We start from the raw sequence: 15,937 nt of genomic DNA on the forward strand, positions 1-15,937 counted from the left end.
GCCCGGATCCGGGCCCGCGCCCTCGCAGCTACGCCCCCGCCCGGCCGCGGCCCACCCACGCGGGGGAAAGCGTCAGGCGATGTGGAGCCGTATCGTGCCGTCGCCGGCCGCCTCCACCCGCACCCCGGTCAGGTCCGGCACCAGCACGTCCGGCCCGTGCACCCCGGCGCGGGGGCCGACCCCGACCACGCGCATCCGCGCGGCGCGCCCCGCCGCGATGCCCGCGCCCGAGTCCTCGAACACCACGCAGTCCTCCGGCGCGAGACCCAGTTCCGCGGCGCCCTTCAGGAAGCCCTCGGGGTCGGGCTTGCTCGCGCCGACCGACTCGGCGGTGATCCGCACCGCCGGCGGCTCCAGACCCGCCGCCGCCATCCGCGTGGTCGACAGGGCCACGTCGGCCGAGGTCACGAGCGCGTGCGGCAGCCCCCGCAGCGAGTGGAGGAACGCCCGCGCGCCGGGGATCGCCACGACCCCCTCCGTGTCCGAGGTCTCCTCGGCGAGCATCCGGGTGTTGTCCGCCAGGTTCTGCTCCGTGGGCCGCCCGGGCAGCAGCAGCGCCATCGACGCATGGCCCTGCCGACCGTGCACCACCTTCATCACTTCGTCGCCGTCCAGTCCGTGCCGGTCGGCCCAGCGGCGCCAGATCCGCTCCACGACGGCGTCGGAGTTGACGAGGGTGCCGTCCATGTCCAGCAGGAGGGCGCGGGCGGTGAGCACGGTGGTGGCCGTCATCGGCAGCTCCAGGACAGGGCGGAGGGGGCATGTGTGCGGGCCCCGTGGGGGACAAGGCGGCCCCGTCCGCCGGTCAGGGTGAGCGGACGGGAGCCACTTTGTTTCTCCACGGTACAAAAGAGGACCGGATCCCGCCAGCGGTCCCGCCAAAACGTCACGAGGCGTTCGCCGCCCGGCCACCCCCGGAGCCCAGGACTCCCCGGCGTCACCCGGTTACGGCCTCGTACAGGGTCCACACCCCGAGCGCCACCATCACCAGTGCCGCGATCTTCGTGATCAGCCCCAGCGGCACCCGCTTCATCAGCGCCTTGCCGCCCACGATGCCGAGCCCCGCGACGGCCCAGAGCCCGAGCACCGCGCCGAGGCCGACGGACAGCGGGTCGTCGTAACGAGCCGCGAGGTTCGCCGTCATGATCTGCGTCAGATCACCGAACTCCGCGACCAGGATGAGCGTGAAGCCGGTCCCGGCCACCTTCCAGAACGACTGGTCCTCCGGCTTTCGGATCTCCTCGTCGTCGTCCCCCTTGTGCAGCAGCAGCATCGCCGCACCGCCCAGGAACAGCACACCCGTCAGCGCGTGGACGAGCCGCTGGGGCAGCAGGGTCAGCGCGCTGCCCGCCGCGACGGCGAGCACGACATGCAGCAGGAACGCGGCGGCGACGCCGACGAAGACGTACGAGGCGCGGTACCGGGCGCCGAGGACGAGTCCGGCGAGGGCCGTCTTGTCCGGCAGTTCGGCCAGGAAGATGACGCCGAAGACGAGCGCCAGGACGGTGATGCTGATCAAGGTTCCTCAATCGGTCGGGGCCGCCCCGCCGAGAGTGCTGGGAACGCTGCGACACCTCGGCAGGGCAGCACACGGATCGCCCGCCGCCGTGGGCACGGGCGTGCACTGCTTGCCGAAGGTCTCGCCGGCCGACCCCTGACCGAGGTCCGCCTCCGGGCGCCGGCTCAGCCGAAGCTGAGCAGTGTGTCGACGGTCCGGCGAAGGGCTACTCCCCTTCTGCGCCGCCCATCGTACGGGACGGCACCGCCCCCGCCAAAGGACACCGGCCGCACGGCCGACTTCGGCCGACCGCCCATGTCATGTCCCGACCCGCGCAAGATGTTGAAGTTGCAAGTATTGTGGGTGACCGTCTCAGCAGCCCCCGCCGCACCCTTTGCCACACCGGCCGCGTACGCTGTACGGCTGTCGAAGGCCGCTCCTGCCGCTCCCCCGCGACATCGCGGCACGTGGTTGCCTCTTGGGGAGTCGTACGGGGAGTTCCGGTGCTGGAGAGTGTGGGGTCGCTGGCCGGGGGCCCCTGGATCTACCCCGTGGTGGCCGTGTCGGTCCTGCTGGACGTCTTCCTGCCAGTGCTCCCGAGCGGCGTGCTGGTGATCACTGCGGCGACGGCGGCAGCCGCCGGATCCGGCGTCGCGCGGACACCGGACATCGTCGGGCTCACCCTGTGCGCGGCCACGGCCTCGGTCCTCGGGGACCTGGTGGCGTACCGCCTGGCCTGGCGCGGCGGTGAGCGCCTGGACCGAGCGATCGCCCGCTCCCGCCGTCTGACGCACGCGCAGCAACGTCTCGGCGCGGCACTCGCGCGCGGCGGCGGTGCGTTGGTGGTCGTCGCCCGGTTCGCGCCCGCGGGCCGCTCACTCGTCTCGCTCGGCGCGGGGGCGGCACACCGCCGGGCCCGCGAGTTCCTGCCCTGGTCGGCACTGGCGGGCATCACCTGGGCCGTGTACAGCGTGGCCCTCGGCTACCTGGGCGCCCAGTGGCTGGGCGCGAGCTGGCTGGCGACCGCCGTCTCGGTCACGGCCCTGTTCGGAGCGGGCGCGGGCGCGGCCCGTCTCATGCGCCGTCCGGCACCGCGGAAGTAGCGCCCCCGCAGTCGATGTGCGCCCGTCAGGGAGTGGCCGCCTCCCCGGCCCGCCCGCCGCGCACCTCCAGACCGGCGAGCAGCTCCGCGGTGGCCGCGGCGACCGCGTCCACCGCGCGTTCGAACACCTCGCGGTTGTGGGCGGCCGGGGCGCGGAACCCGGAGACCTTGCGCACGAACTGGAGGGCGGCAGCGCGGATCTCCTCCTCCGTGGCCTCGTCGGGCAGGGCGGGAGGGCGAAGCGTCTTGATGCTGCGGCACATGACTCCAGTGTGACCTCTCGGCCGGCACCGCGAGGAGGGATTCCCCCTCTGCCCCACTCAGAGAGCGTGGGTCCTGGCCAGCAGTTCCAGCACCTCGGCCGTGGTACCGGACTCACCGAGGCGCGGGAAGATGCGCTCGACGCTGTTCCGGTGCGCTCCGGGGTCGGCGTCGGCCATCGCGTCGGTGGCGAGCGTGACGTGGTAGCCGTGCTCGTACGCGGCCCGCGCGGTGGACTCGACGCCGATGCTCGTGGCGATGCCGGTCAGCAGGATCTGGGTGACACCGCGGCGGCGCAGCTGGACGTCGAGGTCCGTGCCGTGGAAGGCGCCCCAGTTGTGCTTGGTGACATGGATGTCGCCGGGGTGACCGGAGAGTGCGTCGACGACGCGGTCCCAGCCCTCGGGGAAGGAGCGGGCGCCGCGCTGCTGCTCGGTGCGCCCGGGAACGGCGTCGGAGCCGTCGGCGGCGAAGGAGACCCGGACCAGGACCACCGGGAGGTGCCGGGCCCGGAAGGCATCCGCGAGTTCACCGGTGCGGGCGACCACCTCCGGGCCGGTGTGGGGCTGGGTGGGCATGCCCACGATGCCGTTCTGCAGGTCGATCACGACGAGGGCGGTGCGCGGGTCGAGCGTCGTCAGAGCCATGGTCGGGCCTTTTCCGGTGGTGTGGGGTGGACGGGGGGCGAAGGGAAGGGCGTGAGGGCGTCGCGGCTCACGGCCGGGTGAGCCGCTCCAGCAGGGCGAGTGCCGCGAGGACGGTCTGCCGTTCGTCCTCGCTGTAGCGGTCCTGCAGCGCGCGGGCGAGCCACTCCTGCCGGGCCTGCCGGTCGCCCTCGACACGGTCCCGGCCGGCGTCGGTGAGGGTGACCAGCTGGCGGCGGCCGTCGTCGGGGTCGGGGCTGCGCCGGATCAAGCCGTGTTGTTCGAGGACGGCGAGGGTGGCGGCCATGGACTGCGGGCGCACGCCCTCGGCGGACGCCAGGGTGCTGGCGGTGGCGGCACCGCCCTTGCCGACCAGGGTGAGCGCGGACACCTGGGAGGGCGTGAGTTCGTCGTCGCCGGCGACCTCACGGATGCGGCGCCGCAGCCGGCTGACGACCACCCGCAGGTCACGCGCCGCACGGGCGGCGGACTCGGAGACGCCTTCGGGGTCGAGGTCCATGCCTTCACGCTAGATCCGACAGGCATGCCTGTCCAGTTCAACCTGCGCAGGCTTGCCTGAATATTGGCGAGCTGTCATGACGGGTTCACCGGGTCACTCGACGACTCACGGGACGGACGTCCGTTCGAGTGAACCGAGGGAAGGGGGTCGCACCCGAAAATCGAACAGGCGTAGCATTGCCCTGTGGCTGCGAGCTATGAGTTTCCGAGTGACCTCCTGGCCGGCCAGGAGGAGTTGCATCAGGTCCGGGCCGAGCTCCTGGCCCTGCTGAAGCGGCTGCCGTGGTCGGTGGAACCGCTGGACGGATTCAGCGACGACACCGGCTGGCGCAAGGTGGAGCGCCCCGCCTCCCCGGGCTGGACCGAGGACGAACAGGCGGAGGTGGAAAAACTCCGCCGGCGGGAGCGGGAACTCGCGGTGTTCGTCTCCTGCCACCGCTTCTGGGACGAGGTGGCGGCCGAGGGCAGGATGGACGCACGGACACGGCTGAAGCACGTGCACGAGGACGAGGACGAGGACGAGGACGAGGGGAACGACAAGGGGCGCGAGTGAAGACGGACACCGCGGGCCGGAAGCAGCCCGGGATGTCCGCGTCCAGTACGTCACCGCCGACGACGGCGCCGTCCGGGCGGCCCTGACGGGACGGCTCGCCGCCGTCCACAAGGAGCCGGTCCGCGAGGGCGCGGCCTGGGGCGTCGCCAGGCCGACGCTCGGGGTGCCGAACCTCCGCCGCCACGTCGTACCGGAGCCGGCCCGGCAACCTCGGCGGTCAAGGAGCAGGCCTGACCCGCACACCATCGGCGACCTCGACGGGGGGCGCCCGATGGTGTGCGAGCATCGGCGACCTTGGGGCCGGTCGTCTCCGGCGGTCGGTCCGGAGGCGGGCTCGGGGGCCCGGCGGCCCAGGCCGTCCACCGGCCCGCGCCAGGCGGGGCCGCCGTTCGGCCGGCTCGGACACGGCGGAGACTACTTGTGCTTCCCGCCGCCCTGGCCGCCGCTCGCCTGACCGCTCCCGGCCGCGTTGTCCGTGCTCCCGGAATTGTTGCCGGACGTGCCGTTGCCGGAGGCGCCGCCGCTCCCCGTCGTGCCGTTGCCGGCCGCGCCGGTGTTGCCCGCCGTGCCGTTGCCGGAGGCTGCCGCACCTTCGCCGGACCCAACCGTGGCGGTCGGCCTGCCCGGCGCGGCCGTCGCCCGTCCCAGCTGCTCGGAACAGTACGCGGCGACCTCGTCCCTGCCGCCGGCGGCCGCGACGAGCTCCTGCCAGACCTTCGCGTCGAGCGCCTTGCCGCGGTCCCGGATCTGCTCGTAGGCACGGCAGTGGGCCACCGTGACCTGCGAGGGAGTCGCTCCGTCCGTCGGCCGGGAACCGGCGGGGGACGCCGAGGAGACGGCACTGCCCGGCCGGTCCGGGGCGACCACCGACGGGTGCGCGGTGTTCCGGTCGGTGCCGGCACCCTCTCCGGTGGATCCGACGGAACCGATGGCCGCGACCGCCACACCGCCCAGGGTGCTGGCGAACACCACGCCCAACGTCATCCTGACGGCGCGTCGGGCGCGCCGCTGGGCCGGTGACCGCCAGTCGTCCCGGCGCCGGGTCCGTGTTCGGGGCACGCCCGCGGCGCGGGCGGCCCGGAAGGCGGCCACGGCCCGCTGCTCGGCCCGGGGGTCGAGATGGCCCGCGCGTATGGCGGCGGCCAGGCCCCTTTCCAGCGCGGCGGCGTCATCGACGCCCCCGGGGCCGGACGGGGCGCCACCAGGCTGCACACGTCGACGGCCCGGAACTCCGTCGCCGCTCAGCCGTTCACGCATGTCCGCTTCCGTTCCTGTCCGACCCGTTCGCTTCGTTCGGTGCACCGACGCCGCTGCCTGTCCGCCGGCTGCTGTCGCCGTCGTCGGTCACTTCGACTCCCCCAGCGTCCGGGAAGTCTCATCTGTCACACCCGTGTCCGGCTCGCTCCCGATGCCGAGCTGGCGTGCGAGGCGTTTCAGGCCCCGGTGGGCGGCTGTGCGCACCGCTCCCGGGCGTTTGCCGAGGACGCGCGCGGCGGCGGGACCGTCCAGGCCGACGACGACCCGCAGGAGCACGGCCTCGGCCTGGTCCCGCGGCAGCCCGCGGACCAGTTCCAGGGCCCGCTCGGTGGAGAGGGACTCCAGGGCCTGGTCATGGGTGTTGTGCGGGCCGACCAGGTCCAGCAGGTCCTGTTCGGTCCCTCCCGATCGGGGCCGCACGCGCCGGCGACGCAGATGGTCCATCGCCCGGTGCCGGGCGATGGTCGCGGTCCAGCCGCGGAAGCCGGCGCCGTCGCCCTTGAACCGTCCGAGGTCGCGCGCTATCTCCAGCCAGGCGTCGGACGCCACGTCCTCGGCGTCGTCACCGACGAGGCCGTGCAGGTAGCCGAGCAGGCCCGGCTGCACGATCCGGTACGCGACCGCGAAGGCGGCCTCGTCGCCGTCCTGGGCCCGCGCGACCGCCGCGCCCAGTTCCCCGTCGTACGCATGGACGCTTCGGGATTGCCGTACCTGGCCCAAGATGGTCCTCGTTCACAACGGTTCATAGCGCTTCCTTGCAGCCCGCCGTGCTCCGGTCGCACCGACGGCCCCATGGTGACCAGCGTCCGTCGTCACAGAAGTGTCACAACGCACCAGGCGTCCCTCGTGTGACCACCGGTGTCCCGCCGCCCAGCCGCCGGGTTCGGTGTTCGTCCCGCTGAGCGCGACCGGCAGTCCCGGCCGGGTGACGTTTCACGGACACCGTGCGCTGGGTGAGTACCGGGTTCGGTACCGCGCAGGCCCAGAGCGACCGCTCTCTGCCGCCGGCACCGCGGCCCGCTTCGACCTCTCTCCGTGCCGTTCATATCTCCCCCCGTGAGCGGCAGGGAGAGGGATGGGCGGCCGGGGCCCCGACCACTGCAGGGGGTCCCGGCCGCCGTGCGCGCATCGGACCGGTCGCGGCCGGCCGGGCGTGGAGCACGGCCCTCACCGCGCCCGTCGACACCCGGTCCCGGACCCGCCCGCCGCGGACCCGCCCGCCGTCGCACCGTGGCAGGACAGGCGAGGTCAGCGGCCGATCCGTCAACCGGCCGCGTCCGGCGCGTGATGCTTCGGTGTCCTCGTGCGCTCCTTCTGGCATGAATGCGAACCTCCGTCTGCGGGCGGTGCCGTCCCCGGCACTGCGCAACAGCTCGACCTGGCTGGAACGGCTTTTCGAGGGCGACTCGGAGACCCTCCGGCACCGGGTCGCCCGACACCGCGAGCAGGTGCTGGACAGGCGTTATCCGGACCAGGAGCGCATCTACGCCGGTGCTCCGCCGCACGGCCCCGGGGACCGGCCCCAGGCCCGGGTGGTGCTGGGCGGCCGGCCCGTCTTCCGTGCCGACCCGTGCAGGCCGCCGCTGCTGGTGCTGACGGCGGCCCAGGCCCGTGGGGTGGCCGGGTTCCTCGCGACGGCCGACTTCGACGCGCTGTGGGATTCCGCCCGGGACGAACTGCTGCCGCGCTACGGCGGCGTGACCGCGGAGCTCGAGACATGGGGTGCGTTCGCCGCGGCGCACCAGGAGTTGAGGGCGTTCTACACGCGGACGGCCGAGTGGGGCGACGCGGTGGTGAAGTGGCTGGCGGCCTGAGGCGTTTCCATCGGATTTATCCGTATCGCAGTGCCGAGGTGTAACAGTTTCGGCCGACTGCGCTCTTTCCATGCGGGCGACCAGGTCGGTCGGCCAGGACTGGGGGCGCGACACGTGCAGCGGACGGACGGAAGCGGCAGAGCGTACGGCGAGCAGCCGTACGGCGGCGCCGGGTACGCGCATGACCTCGGTCACCGGGTCGCCGACGGCACCACCACCGACACGGCCGGCCCGTCCTGGGACCCGGTGCAACACGCGCAGTGGACGCACCCCGCGGGTCACCCCACGCGACGGGCCCGGAACCCCGGGTCACCGGAACGCCCTCTGCCGGGGCCGGGCCGGAGGGCGCGCGCCCTCGGCTCGTCCCACAAGCAGGTGAAGTGACCAAGGCTCTGACGTGACCGATCGCCGACGCCGCAAAGCGGCTCCCCGCAGCCGCCACCGTCCCCGTCGCCGGTGGTGATCCAGTCGGTCTTCACCGCCGTGTCGGGCTCACGGCTGCGGTGACAGCGCATGGGGCGGTACGGCAGTGGAGCGGTACGGCCGCCTCCGGACCCCGGCAGACGCTCGGGCTCGCCAAAGCGCCATCACTCCGCCCGAACCGGCCTTCCGCAGCCGGCACCGTACGAGCCCCTTGAGCGGCCGGCACCGTACGACGGCTTCCGGCAGCCCGCACCGTACGCAACAACGCAGTGGTACTGAAACGCAGTGGTACTGAAAGGACAGGGACCCGAGCACATGAGTGGACACCGGCGCCGACCGCCGCAGCGCACCATCGCCGGCATCAGTGGCGCGGGTGACGGCGCCACGGGCCGCCGGGCCTCGCGGCACCAGGTCTCCGGGCCGCGCGCTGCACGCCGCGCCCGGAGAGCGGCGCCGCAGAAGAAGCGGTTGATCGACTATCCGCGCCGAAGCCGGACGGGCCCGCGCCGGTGGCTGCCGTCGCTGCGCCAACTGCTGGCCCTGTTCCTGCTCTGCTTCGGCGGCACGGCCGCGGCCGTCGGTTACGCCTATGCCACGGTCACCATCCCGGACCCCAATCCCGCGACGCTGCTGCAGAACAACGTCTACTACTGGTCCGACGGCACCGTCATGGCGACCGACGGCAGCGTCAACCGGCAGAACGTGACCCTCGCGCAGGTGCCCGCGGACGTGCAGTGGGACTTCATCGCGGCGGAGAACTCGTCCTTCTACACCGACCCGGGCATCGACCCGCAGGGAATCCTGCGTGCCGTCGTCCACATGGCCGAGGGCGGCTCCGTCCAGTCCGGCTCGACGATCACCCAGCAGTTCGTCAAGAACACTTATCTCGACCAGTCGCAGACGATCTCACGCAAGTTCCGGGAACTGCTGATCTCGTCGAAGATCGGCGCCGTCATGAGCAAGCAGCAGATCCTCCAGGGATATCTGAACACCTGCTTCTTCGGGCGTCAGGCCAACGGCATCCAGGCCGCCGCCCGCATGTACTACGGCCTCCCGGTGGAGAAGCTCGACGTGAGCCGGGGAGCGTTTCTCGCCGCAGCGGTCAACGAGCCGAGTCTCTTCCAGTACGCCGACTCCGACCCCGCGGCGCGGGCGCAGGCCGAGTCACGCTGGTCCTGGGTGCTCGACCGGATGGTCGCGACCGGCAGGCTGACACCGGCGCAGCGGGCCCGGTACGCGGCCGCCGGCTTCCCGACGCCCAGGAAGTGGGCTCCCGGCTCGGGGTTCACGGGCCAGGTCGGCTACCTGGTCCAACTGGCCAGGTCGTACATCCAGGCGCACGACCCGGACATCACCGACAGCAGCCTGAGCCGGGGCGGTTACCAGATCCACACCACCTTCGACAGGAAGAAGACGGCGGAGCTGGCCCGGGCCGTGGCGACGGTGCGCAGGCAACGCCTCGACCCCGCTCACCGGTCGGTCGACCGGGACGTCCAGGTCGGAGGCGCCTCGGTGGATCCCGCGACCGGCAGGATCCTGGCCGTGTACGGCGGCTCCGGCTTCGACCGGGCCCACTACTCGGACAACGCCGACACCTCCGGCGTCCCGGTGGGCTCCACCTTCAAACCGATCGTCCTCGCCGCCGCGCTGCAGAACGGAGCCGTCCTGCAGCCCGGCAAGCCCCCGCAGCCGATCACCCCGGACAGCAGGTTCAACGGTGACGACGGCATCCAGATCAAGGACCAGCAGGGCAACTACGTCACCGACACCAAGGACCCCACCGGGCTCCTCCACCAGCACAACGACACCGACCAGCGCTGGGGCTACATCTCTCTGCGCAAGGCGATGGAGCAGTCGGTCAACACGCCGTACGTGCAGCTCGGAGAGGATGTCGGCTACGGGAGCGTGGCGAGGACGGCGGAAGCCCTCGGCCTGCGCTCCGGCAGCCTCGCCGCCCCCAGCGCCGGCTTCTACATCGGCACCTCGACACCGAGCGCCATCCGGATGGCGGGCGCCTACGCGACCTTCGCCGCGGAAGGGATGCGCGCCACCCCGTACTCGGTGACGAGAGTGACGCACAACGGCACCGCACTGGCCGGCCTCGCCGCCCCCACCCCCGTACGGGCCGTGCCGACGGCGGTCGCCGACAACGTGACCGACGTGCTCCGGGGCGTCATCGCCCGGGGCACCGGCACCAGGGCACAGGCGCTCGGCAGGCCCGCGGCAGGCAAGACCGGCACCACCGACGACTACCGGTCGGCCTGGTTCATCGGATACACCCCGCAACTCGCCACCTCGGTCGTCCTCTTCCGGGAGGACCCGAACCACCCGCAGCTGCAGTCGCTGATCGGTGTGGGAGGCCTGCAGAAGGTGTTCGGCGGCGACATCCCCACCGAGATCTGGACCCGGTACATGCGCGAAGCCCTGGCCGGCCTGCCCGACGCCCCGTTCCCCGCGCCCGCCTCCCTCGGCCACGGCACCGACGAGACCGGCGCCCCCTCCCCCTCCCCTCTGCCCACGAAGCAGGGGGCCAAGAACGGCAAGAAGACGACCACCCCGGGCACCCGCACGTCGGGCGCCCCGACACCGCGCCCCGCATGCCATGGCCGCAAGTGCCGCTGAGCTGCGCGCTGCGACTGCACGAGAGAGAGCCCCGGAGGTGCCGTGAACAGGCGTCTCCGGGGCTCTCCCGTGATCATCCGGTGGGCGCGGACGGTTTCGAACCGCCGACATCCTGCTTGTAAGGCAGGCGCTCTACCCCTGAGCTACGCACCCAAGACGAGTCGACAGCCTACATTGCCGGAGGGCATGCCTCGCAAACGCGTATCCGGGGGATATCCCCACCTGCGATCCGGGAGCCCGCCGGATCCCCCCGCGAGCCGCGGCTCCCTACCGTCGGAGTACTTCGGCGTCGAGGGCTTCCCGCCCTCCGGCTCTTCGGCTCTTCGGCTCTCAGGGGGAACATCATGGCTCGTACGACGGTGCCGGCACAGCGCACCCGGGGGGTCGCCGTCGCGGGGATCGCCGCCCTGCTCCTCGGTACCGTCGCCGCCTGCGGGAACGACGCCCGCGACGACCCGCACCCGGACCACACGGCCTTCGCGCTGCACGGCCGTACGCTCACGGTCGACTCCGACGACTCGGCGTTGGAGATCGTTCCGGCCGATGTGGACAAGGTGCAGGTCACCCGGTGGTTCCGGGGGACGGTCGTGGTGGGTGGGGATCCGCGCGTGACCTGGGCCGTGAAGGGTGACCGGCTCGTGCTGCGGCTGAAGTGCTCGGGGATCGTCGCGGACTGTTCCGCCCGGCACCGGATCGAGGTGCCGCGCGGGGTAGCGGTCACCGTGGACGACGGTGACGGGAGCGTACGGGCGGAGGGCTTCACCACGGCGCTGGACATCCGGACGCGGGACGGATCGGTGCAGGTGAGCGATTCCACCGGGCCGCTGGCACTCGCCAGCGACGACGGGTCGGTGCGCGCGACCGGCGTACGGTCGCGGCGTGTACGAGCGACCACGAGGAACGGGTCGGTGGGCCTGGAGTTCCGTGACGTGCCGGACCGGGTGGAGTCGAGCAGTCACGACGGGTCGGTCGCCATCGCCCTGCCGGACGGCACGTACCGCGTGACGACGGACTCCGCCGACGGCTCGGTCCACGTGTCCGTCCCCAGGGACGCGCAGAGCTCCCACGTGATCGACGCCCGGACCCGGGACGGGTCGGTCAGCGTACGGACGGCGGGCTGAGCCGCCTGGAGTCGGCGCACCGCGAACCGACCGGCCCGTGTGTTCGTCCTCAACCGGTGGGAGAATGACACCGGGCAGGCGGATCACGGTACGGGAGAGGGATGTGACGGCGACACCACGACAGGAGTCCGACCGCATCGCTGGGCCCGCCTCCGGAGCCCTCCTTCTCCCACTCCTCGTCGCCCTGGTCCTTCCCGCCGCGTTCGCCTCGGGCGGTACCCGGCGCTGGTTCGGGGGGCGGGGTGAGGCCCAGCGGGCCGAGGCGCAGGGCGCCAAGGACGCCGCGGCGGAAGCGTTCTACGAGCTGGACACCGCTCAGCGGGATCTGCGGATCTCCGTCGAGACCATCACCGCCGTCGATGACTCCCCCGCCGCCCGCCGCGCCCTCGCCGACTTCGAGGCGCTCGGACGGCGGATCGACGAGGTCAGCCACCGGTACATCCAGGCCGTGGACGCGCATGATCTGGACCGGGTGGATCTGGAGGCCTCCGCCGCCTCGCGGGCCCGCGCCGATCTCACCGCCGCCAGGGACGACCTCCTCCGGGTCAAGCAGGAGCTGGATCGATTCGCGCAGGGTCTCGGGCCGCTGCTCGGCAAGGCCGAGACCCAACTGGCCCGCCTGGCCCCGGCGGTGGAGCGCGCCCGGCAGGCGCTGCTCGCCGCCGGCAACGCCCTGGACGGCGTACGGGCGTCCGGGCTGAAGGCCGATGACCTCGCCGCCCGGCTGGCCGCCCTCGGCCCGGAGCTGACCAAGCTCAACCAGGGTGCGGGGCAGCACGGGGTGCAGCAGACCCTGGAGCGCGCCGAGCGGGTCACGCGGGAGGCGGCGGCCATCCGGGCGGAGACCGAGCGGCTGCCGGAGAAGGCCGCCGAGATCGGACGCCGGCTGGTCACGCTACGCACCCGGGCCGAGGCGCTGACCACGCGGGCCGGGCAGGTGGAGCCGGTGCTGAGCGAGCTGCGGCGCCGGTTCGCGGCCGCCTGCTGGCAGGATCTCCAGCGTGTGCCGGAGCAGGCCGCCGAGAACGTGCGGCAGGCCGGGCTGAAGCTCCGGCAGGCGCAGGCGGCACGTGACGAGCAGCGCTGGGCGGACGCCACCTCGCTGCTGTCGACCGTACGGGCGCTGCTGAGCACGACCGACGAGGCCGTGTCCGCCGCCGGGGAGCGGTTGCAGCGGCTCAACGCCGTGCAGAAGGACCCGGAACAGGAGATCCAGCGCACCCGGTTCGCGATCCGCGACGCGCAGCGGCTGGCGATGGCGGGCCGTACGACGCCCGATCCGCGGCACGCCCGCCCGCTCGACGACTCCGTGGCGCGGCTGGAGCGTGCGATCGCGACGCTGGAGGGCCGTCACCCGGACTACTGGCACTTCCTGACGGAGACCGAGGCTGTACGGCAGACGGTGGCCGAGGTGGTGGCGCGGATCCGGGAGGAGCGGGGAGCCGGTCACTGAGCCCGGTCCCCGCCCCGGGAGGCCACCGTCAGGTGCGGTAGGCGTAGTAGTACGCGTTCGGGTACGACGCGATGATGCTCGCCACCGACCTGTTGTAGGTGTTGGTGGAGTGGTACGTCACGTAGGGCACGCCCCGCGGGCTGCGGTAGGTGACGATCATGGAGTGGTCCTTGGACCCGTCCCGGTTGAAGTCCATCTGCAGCACGTCACCGACGTCCAGCTGGTAGACGTTGGCGAGGCTGGTGACCCGCTTGGAGGACAGGGCGAACCAGGAGAACTCGTTGACGCCGACGAAGGAGTCGGACTGGATCTCCGAGTTGCCGAACCACTTGTGGTAGTCCGTCCCGTCGCCGGGGACGTGCTTCCAGCCGCCCGCCTTGAGGACCTGGCTGACGAAGTTGGTGCAGTCCCCGCCGTCGGCCTCCCCGTTGAAGTCGGGGTAGGCCGGGTTGTAGTTCTTCCAGTACTTCTGCGCGTACGCCGCCATGGCCTTGTAGTTGTAGCCGGTGGCGGAGAAGTTCTTCGGGTTCGCGGGCGCCCTCCGCGAGGTGGACGCGCGGGGCGCGTCCGGCGGGCCGGCGTCGGCGGCGGTCTGGGGCGCGGCGGCGGCCGGCTTGGCGACCTGGTTCACCGCGAGGTAGCCGTCGTCGGTGTCGCGGATGCCGGTCAGCTGCCAGGCGCCCTGCCGGTCCGCCTGGAAGGTCAGCCGGTGGTGCGCCTGGAAGCCGGTGGTCCGCGGCCCGTTGGCCTTGGTCTTCTCGTACGTCAGGGTGGTGGTCTCGGTGACGTCGACCGTGGCGTGCCGGCCCTTCACGCGCGTCCGGTCCAGGGAGACCGTGGTGTCGGACTTGCTGTACTTCTCGCCGAGCGCCGCGAGGCGGGACTTGCGTCCGCGCAGCGTGGACAGGGCCGAGTCCTCCTGGTGCGAGAGCGTGGACGACAGGCGTACGCCGCCGGAGAAGCGCGACGCCAGCGGCTTGCCCCGTCCACTGTCGCCCTGGTCGACCAGGGCGTCCGTACGGTCGGTGAAGACCGCGTCCGCCAGCCGCTGGAAGGTGGCCCTGGTCCCCGGGTCCACCGTGGGTTCGGCGACGTCGGCCGCGCTCGCGCCCCAGTTGGGCAGCAGCGCGGCACCGGCGACGACCGAGGCGGCGGCCGCGGTGACCATGGTCGCGCGTCGCCGCTTACGGCTCAATCTTCTTGATTTCAATGATGTTCCCCTCTACCACCGGTACTCGGATACCGGGGGCCGCATCTTCGCATGCCATGTGTGGCTTGTGTGAAGAGGGTGGCTCAAAAGGCTTGGTGGGACGGCCGGTTGTCACTGCACCACGGTCGACCAGTCGGGCGACTGCCCCGGGTCGAGGGTGCGCAGACGTTGAAGGGTGGCGGGCTTCTGCGCGTCCAGCCAGTCGGTCAGCTCCTTGAACGACACACACTTGACGCCCTTTTTGGTGCAGACGTTCTTGACCACCTGGTCGATGGCCTTCATGTAGATGCCGCCGTTCCAGTTCTCGAAGTGGTTGCCGACGAACAGGGGCGCCCGGCTGCCGTAGTAGACGCGGTTGAAGCCGGCCATGTAGGAGTCGACGGTCTGCTGTTCCCACTGGTTGTACTTCGCGGGATCGCCGTGGGTCTCGCCCTTCGACTGGTTGTAGAGGAAGTTGAAGTCCATCGACAGGCCCTGGTACTTGCCGCCCTCGTAGGGGAGCATCTGCAGCGGGAAGTCCCAGATGCCGTTCTTCTTGGTCGGCCATATCTGGAAGTCGCCCGGGGAGCTGGCGTCGTAGCGCCAGCCGTAGCTCTTGATGGCCTTCAGCAGGTTCGGCTGGCCCTCCAGGCAGGGTGCACGGCCCCCGGTGACCTCCCGCTGGAAGTCGAAGGGCAGGGCGGGGATGTTCCTGGCTCCGGTGTTGGTCTTCCAGTTCTCCACGAAGGAGTAGAACTGGTCGATCTCGCTCTTCCACTGCTCGACGCTCCAGTCGCCGCCGCCCTTGGCGCCGCAGAAGTGGCCGTTGAAGTGGGTGCCGATCTCGTTGCCCTGCTCGTAGGCCAGGCGCAGTTGCTGGAGGGTGTCGCGTATGTGCTCGTCGGTGGCGTAGTCGATCGCGGCGTCGCCGGGCGAGTGCATCGGGCCGTGGTACATGGCCTTCTTGCTCTTGGGCAGCAGGTAGATGCCCGTGAGGAAGAAGGTCATGTGGGCTTTGTACTGCTCGGCCATCTGCCGGTAGTGGGAGAAGAGGTGGTCGCCGCCCTCGAGTGCGCCGTCCCAGGAGAAGACGACGAACTGCGGCGGTTTCTCGCCCGGTTTGAGCGGTTGTGGCTTCAACTGGCCTTTCTGGGGGCCGGTGTACGAGGTGGAGCCGTCACCGATGGTCTTCGGTTTGCCGTCCCACTTGGGCTCGGCGGTGGGACGGGGAGTGAAGCCTCTGCGGATGCTCCTGCCGACGTCCGCCGACGCGGTCGCCGCGGTGCTGTCCGGCCGGGACACGGCCAGGAAGGTGACCGTCACGGACGCGACGGCGAGGAGCGCCGCCAGTGTCATGAAGTTCGGGCGGCTCTTCCACTGGGCGATGCGGGACGAGCGGGGGCGGCGGCGCCGGCCGTTTCTCGTGTTCATGGGCGGCTCGTTCTCCGAGGAGGAAGGTGGGGGGCGGTGCTCGGCCGTTG

General features: G+C 71.9%; 15 protein-coding genes, 1 tRNA gene and 1 pseudogene. 7 read left to right on the top strand and 10 right to left on the bottom strand.

What is annotated here, in order from left to right; translation table 11 throughout:
• Positions 1–72: 72 nt before the first annotated feature.
• Both AC5WS8_RS04790 and AC5WS8_RS04795 read right to left on the bottom strand, forming a co-directional pair.
• Entirely contained in the window at positions 73–732 is a 660-nt protein-coding gene (locus AC5WS8_RS04790; RefSeq protein WP_496102014.1) for an HAD-IA family hydrolase, read from the bottom strand.
• 205 nt (positions 733–937) lie between these two features.
• On the bottom strand, positions 938–1,519 hold the full coding sequence (locus tag AC5WS8_RS04795) for a TMEM165/GDT1 family protein (protein WP_496102015.1): 582 nt from the start codon (positions 1,517–1,519) through the stop codon (positions 938–940).
• A 482-nt stretch (positions 1,520–2,001) separates the two neighbouring features.
• Here AC5WS8_RS04795 and AC5WS8_RS04800 point away from each other — a divergent pair, with 482 nt between their 5' ends.
• The gene (locus tag AC5WS8_RS04800; RefSeq protein ID WP_496102016.1) at positions 2,002–2,601 is read left to right on the top strand and encodes a DedA family protein; all 600 of its coding nucleotides are present in this window, start codon (positions 2,002–2,004) and stop codon (positions 2,599–2,601) included.
• Between the two features lie 25 nt (positions 2,602–2,626).
• Here AC5WS8_RS04800 and AC5WS8_RS04805 read toward each other — a convergent pair whose 3' ends face one another.
• The 3 genes from AC5WS8_RS04805 to AC5WS8_RS04815 all read right to left on the bottom strand — a co-directional run bounded on the left by AC5WS8_RS04805 (position 2,627) and on the right by AC5WS8_RS04815 (position 4,025).
• Positions 2,627–2,863 (bottom strand): DUF2277 domain-containing protein, encoded by a 237-nt coding sequence (locus AC5WS8_RS04805; protein ID WP_496102017.1) that lies wholly within the window; start codon positions 2,861–2,863, stop codon positions 2,627–2,629.
• 57 nt (positions 2,864–2,920) lie between these two features.
• Positions 2,921–3,508, bottom strand: coding sequence for a hydrolase (locus AC5WS8_RS04810; protein ID WP_496102018.1), 588 nt, complete (start codon positions 3,506–3,508; stop codon positions 2,921–2,923).
• A 67-nt stretch (positions 3,509–3,575) separates the two neighbouring features.
• The gene (locus AC5WS8_RS04815; RefSeq protein ID WP_496102019.1) at positions 3,576–4,025 is read right to left on the bottom strand and encodes a MarR family transcriptional regulator; all 450 of its coding nucleotides are present in this window, start codon (positions 4,023–4,025) and stop codon (positions 3,576–3,578) included.
• Positions 4,026–4,208: 183 nt separating this feature from the next.
• Here AC5WS8_RS04815 and AC5WS8_RS04820 point away from each other — a divergent pair, with 183 nt between their 5' ends.
• Together AC5WS8_RS04820 and AC5WS8_RS04825 are read left to right on the top strand one after the other, a co-directional pair.
• Positions 4,209–4,577, top strand: coding sequence for a DUF8825 domain-containing protein (locus tag AC5WS8_RS04820; RefSeq protein WP_496102020.1), 369 nt, complete (start codon positions 4,209–4,211; stop codon positions 4,575–4,577).
• Positions 4,578–4,617: 40 nt separating this feature from the next.
• Positions 4,618–4,782, top strand: a pseudogene (locus AC5WS8_RS04825) (oxidoreductase); the annotation flags it as partial.
• Between the two features lie 209 nt (positions 4,783–4,991).
• On the opposite strand, the gene AC5WS8_RS04830 reads toward AC5WS8_RS04825, so the two are convergent.
• Together AC5WS8_RS04830 and AC5WS8_RS04835 are read right to left on the bottom strand one after the other, a co-directional pair.
• A complete protein-coding gene (locus AC5WS8_RS04830) occupies positions 4,992–5,834 on the bottom strand; it encodes a hypothetical protein (RefSeq protein ID WP_496102021.1) in 843 nt (280 codons plus the stop codon).
• An 87-nt stretch (positions 5,835–5,921) separates the two neighbouring features.
• Positions 5,922–6,554 (bottom strand): RNA polymerase sigma factor, encoded by a 633-nt coding sequence (locus AC5WS8_RS04835; RefSeq protein WP_496102022.1) that lies wholly within the window; start codon positions 6,552–6,554, stop codon positions 5,922–5,924.
• A gap of 599 nt (positions 6,555–7,153) precedes the next feature.
• Here AC5WS8_RS04835 and AC5WS8_RS04840 point away from each other — a divergent pair.
• Entirely contained in the window at positions 7,154–7,648 is a 495-nt protein-coding gene (locus AC5WS8_RS04840; protein WP_496102023.1) for a DUF1877 family protein, read from the top strand.
• 738 nt (positions 7,649–8,386) lie between these two features.
• Positions 8,387–10,693 (top strand): transglycosylase domain-containing protein, encoded by a 2,307-nt coding sequence (locus tag AC5WS8_RS04845; protein WP_496102024.1) that lies wholly within the window; start codon positions 8,387–8,389, stop codon positions 10,691–10,693.
• A gap of 81 nt (positions 10,694–10,774) precedes the next feature.
• Here AC5WS8_RS04845 and AC5WS8_RS04850 read toward each other — a convergent pair.
• Positions 10,775–10,846, bottom strand: a tRNA-Val gene (locus AC5WS8_RS04850).
• A 191-nt stretch (positions 10,847–11,037) separates the two neighbouring features.
• Between AC5WS8_RS04850 and AC5WS8_RS04855 the strand changes: the two genes are divergently transcribed.
• Positions 11,038–11,814, top strand: a complete 777-nt coding sequence (locus AC5WS8_RS04855; protein WP_496102025.1) for a DUF4097 family beta strand repeat-containing protein — start codon at positions 11,038–11,040, stop codon at positions 11,812–11,814.
• Between the two features lie 64 nt (positions 11,815–11,878).
• The gene (locus AC5WS8_RS04860) at positions 11,879–13,267 is read left to right on the top strand and encodes a hypothetical protein (RefSeq protein WP_496102026.1); all 1,389 of its coding nucleotides are present in this window, start codon (positions 11,879–11,881) and stop codon (positions 13,265–13,267) included.
• A gap of 28 nt (positions 13,268–13,295) precedes the next feature.
• Here AC5WS8_RS04860 and AC5WS8_RS04865 read toward each other — a convergent pair whose 3' ends face one another.
• Positions 13,296–14,435, bottom strand: a complete 1,140-nt coding sequence (locus AC5WS8_RS04865) for an amidase domain-containing protein (RefSeq protein ID WP_496102410.1) — start codon at positions 14,433–14,435, stop codon at positions 13,296–13,298.
• A 153-nt stretch (positions 14,436–14,588) separates the two neighbouring features.
• Entirely contained in the window at positions 14,589–15,887 is a 1,299-nt protein-coding gene (locus tag AC5WS8_RS04870; RefSeq protein WP_496102027.1) for a polysaccharide deacetylase family protein, read from the bottom strand.
• Positions 15,888–15,937 lie beyond the last annotated feature (50 nt).

Source organism: Streptomyces sp. PTL18, assembly GCF_059510295.1.

What these genes read in the sequence shown, in the direction of transcription:
- AC5WS8_RS04790 (WP_496102014.1), bottom strand. Translation starts at nt 732, where the DNA reads ATGACGGCCACCACCGTGCTCACCGCCCGCGCCCTCCTGCTGGACATG.
- AC5WS8_RS04805 (WP_496102017.1), bottom strand. Translation starts at nt 2,863, where the DNA reads ATGTGCCGCAGCATCAAGACGCTTCGCCCTCCCGCCCTGCCCGACGAG.
- AC5WS8_RS04810 (WP_496102018.1), bottom strand. Translation starts at nt 3,508, where the DNA reads ATGGCTCTGACGACGCTCGACCCGCGCACCGCCCTCGTCGTGATCGAC.
- AC5WS8_RS04815 (WP_496102019.1), bottom strand. Translation starts at nt 4,025, where the DNA reads ATGGACCTCGACCCCGAAGGCGTCTCCGAGTCCGCCGCCCGTGCGGCG.
- AC5WS8_RS04830 (WP_496102021.1), bottom strand. Translation starts at nt 5,834, where the DNA reads ATGCGTGAACGGCTGAGCGGCGACGGAGTTCCGGGCCGTCGACGTGTG.
- AC5WS8_RS04840 (WP_496102023.1), top strand. Translation starts at nt 7,154, where the DNA reads ATGAATGCGAACCTCCGTCTGCGGGCGGTGCCGTCCCCGGCACTGCGC.
- AC5WS8_RS04845 (WP_496102024.1), top strand. Translation starts at nt 8,387, where the DNA reads ATGAGTGGACACCGGCGCCGACCGCCGCAGCGCACCATCGCCGGCATC.
- AC5WS8_RS04855 (WP_496102025.1), top strand. Translation starts at nt 11,038, where the DNA reads ATGGCTCGTACGACGGTGCCGGCACAGCGCACCCGGGGGGTCGCCGTC.
- AC5WS8_RS04860 (WP_496102026.1), top strand. Translation starts at nt 11,879, where the DNA reads ATGACACCGGGCAGGCGGATCACGGTACGGGAGAGGGATGTGACGGCG.
- AC5WS8_RS04865 (WP_496102410.1), bottom strand. Translation starts at nt 14,435, where the DNA reads ATGGTCACCGCGGCCGCCGCCTCGGTCGTCGCCGGTGCCGCGCTGCTG.
- AC5WS8_RS04870 (WP_496102027.1), bottom strand. Translation starts at nt 15,887, where the DNA reads ATGAACACGAGAAACGGCCGGCGCCGCCGCCCCCGCTCGTCCCGCATC.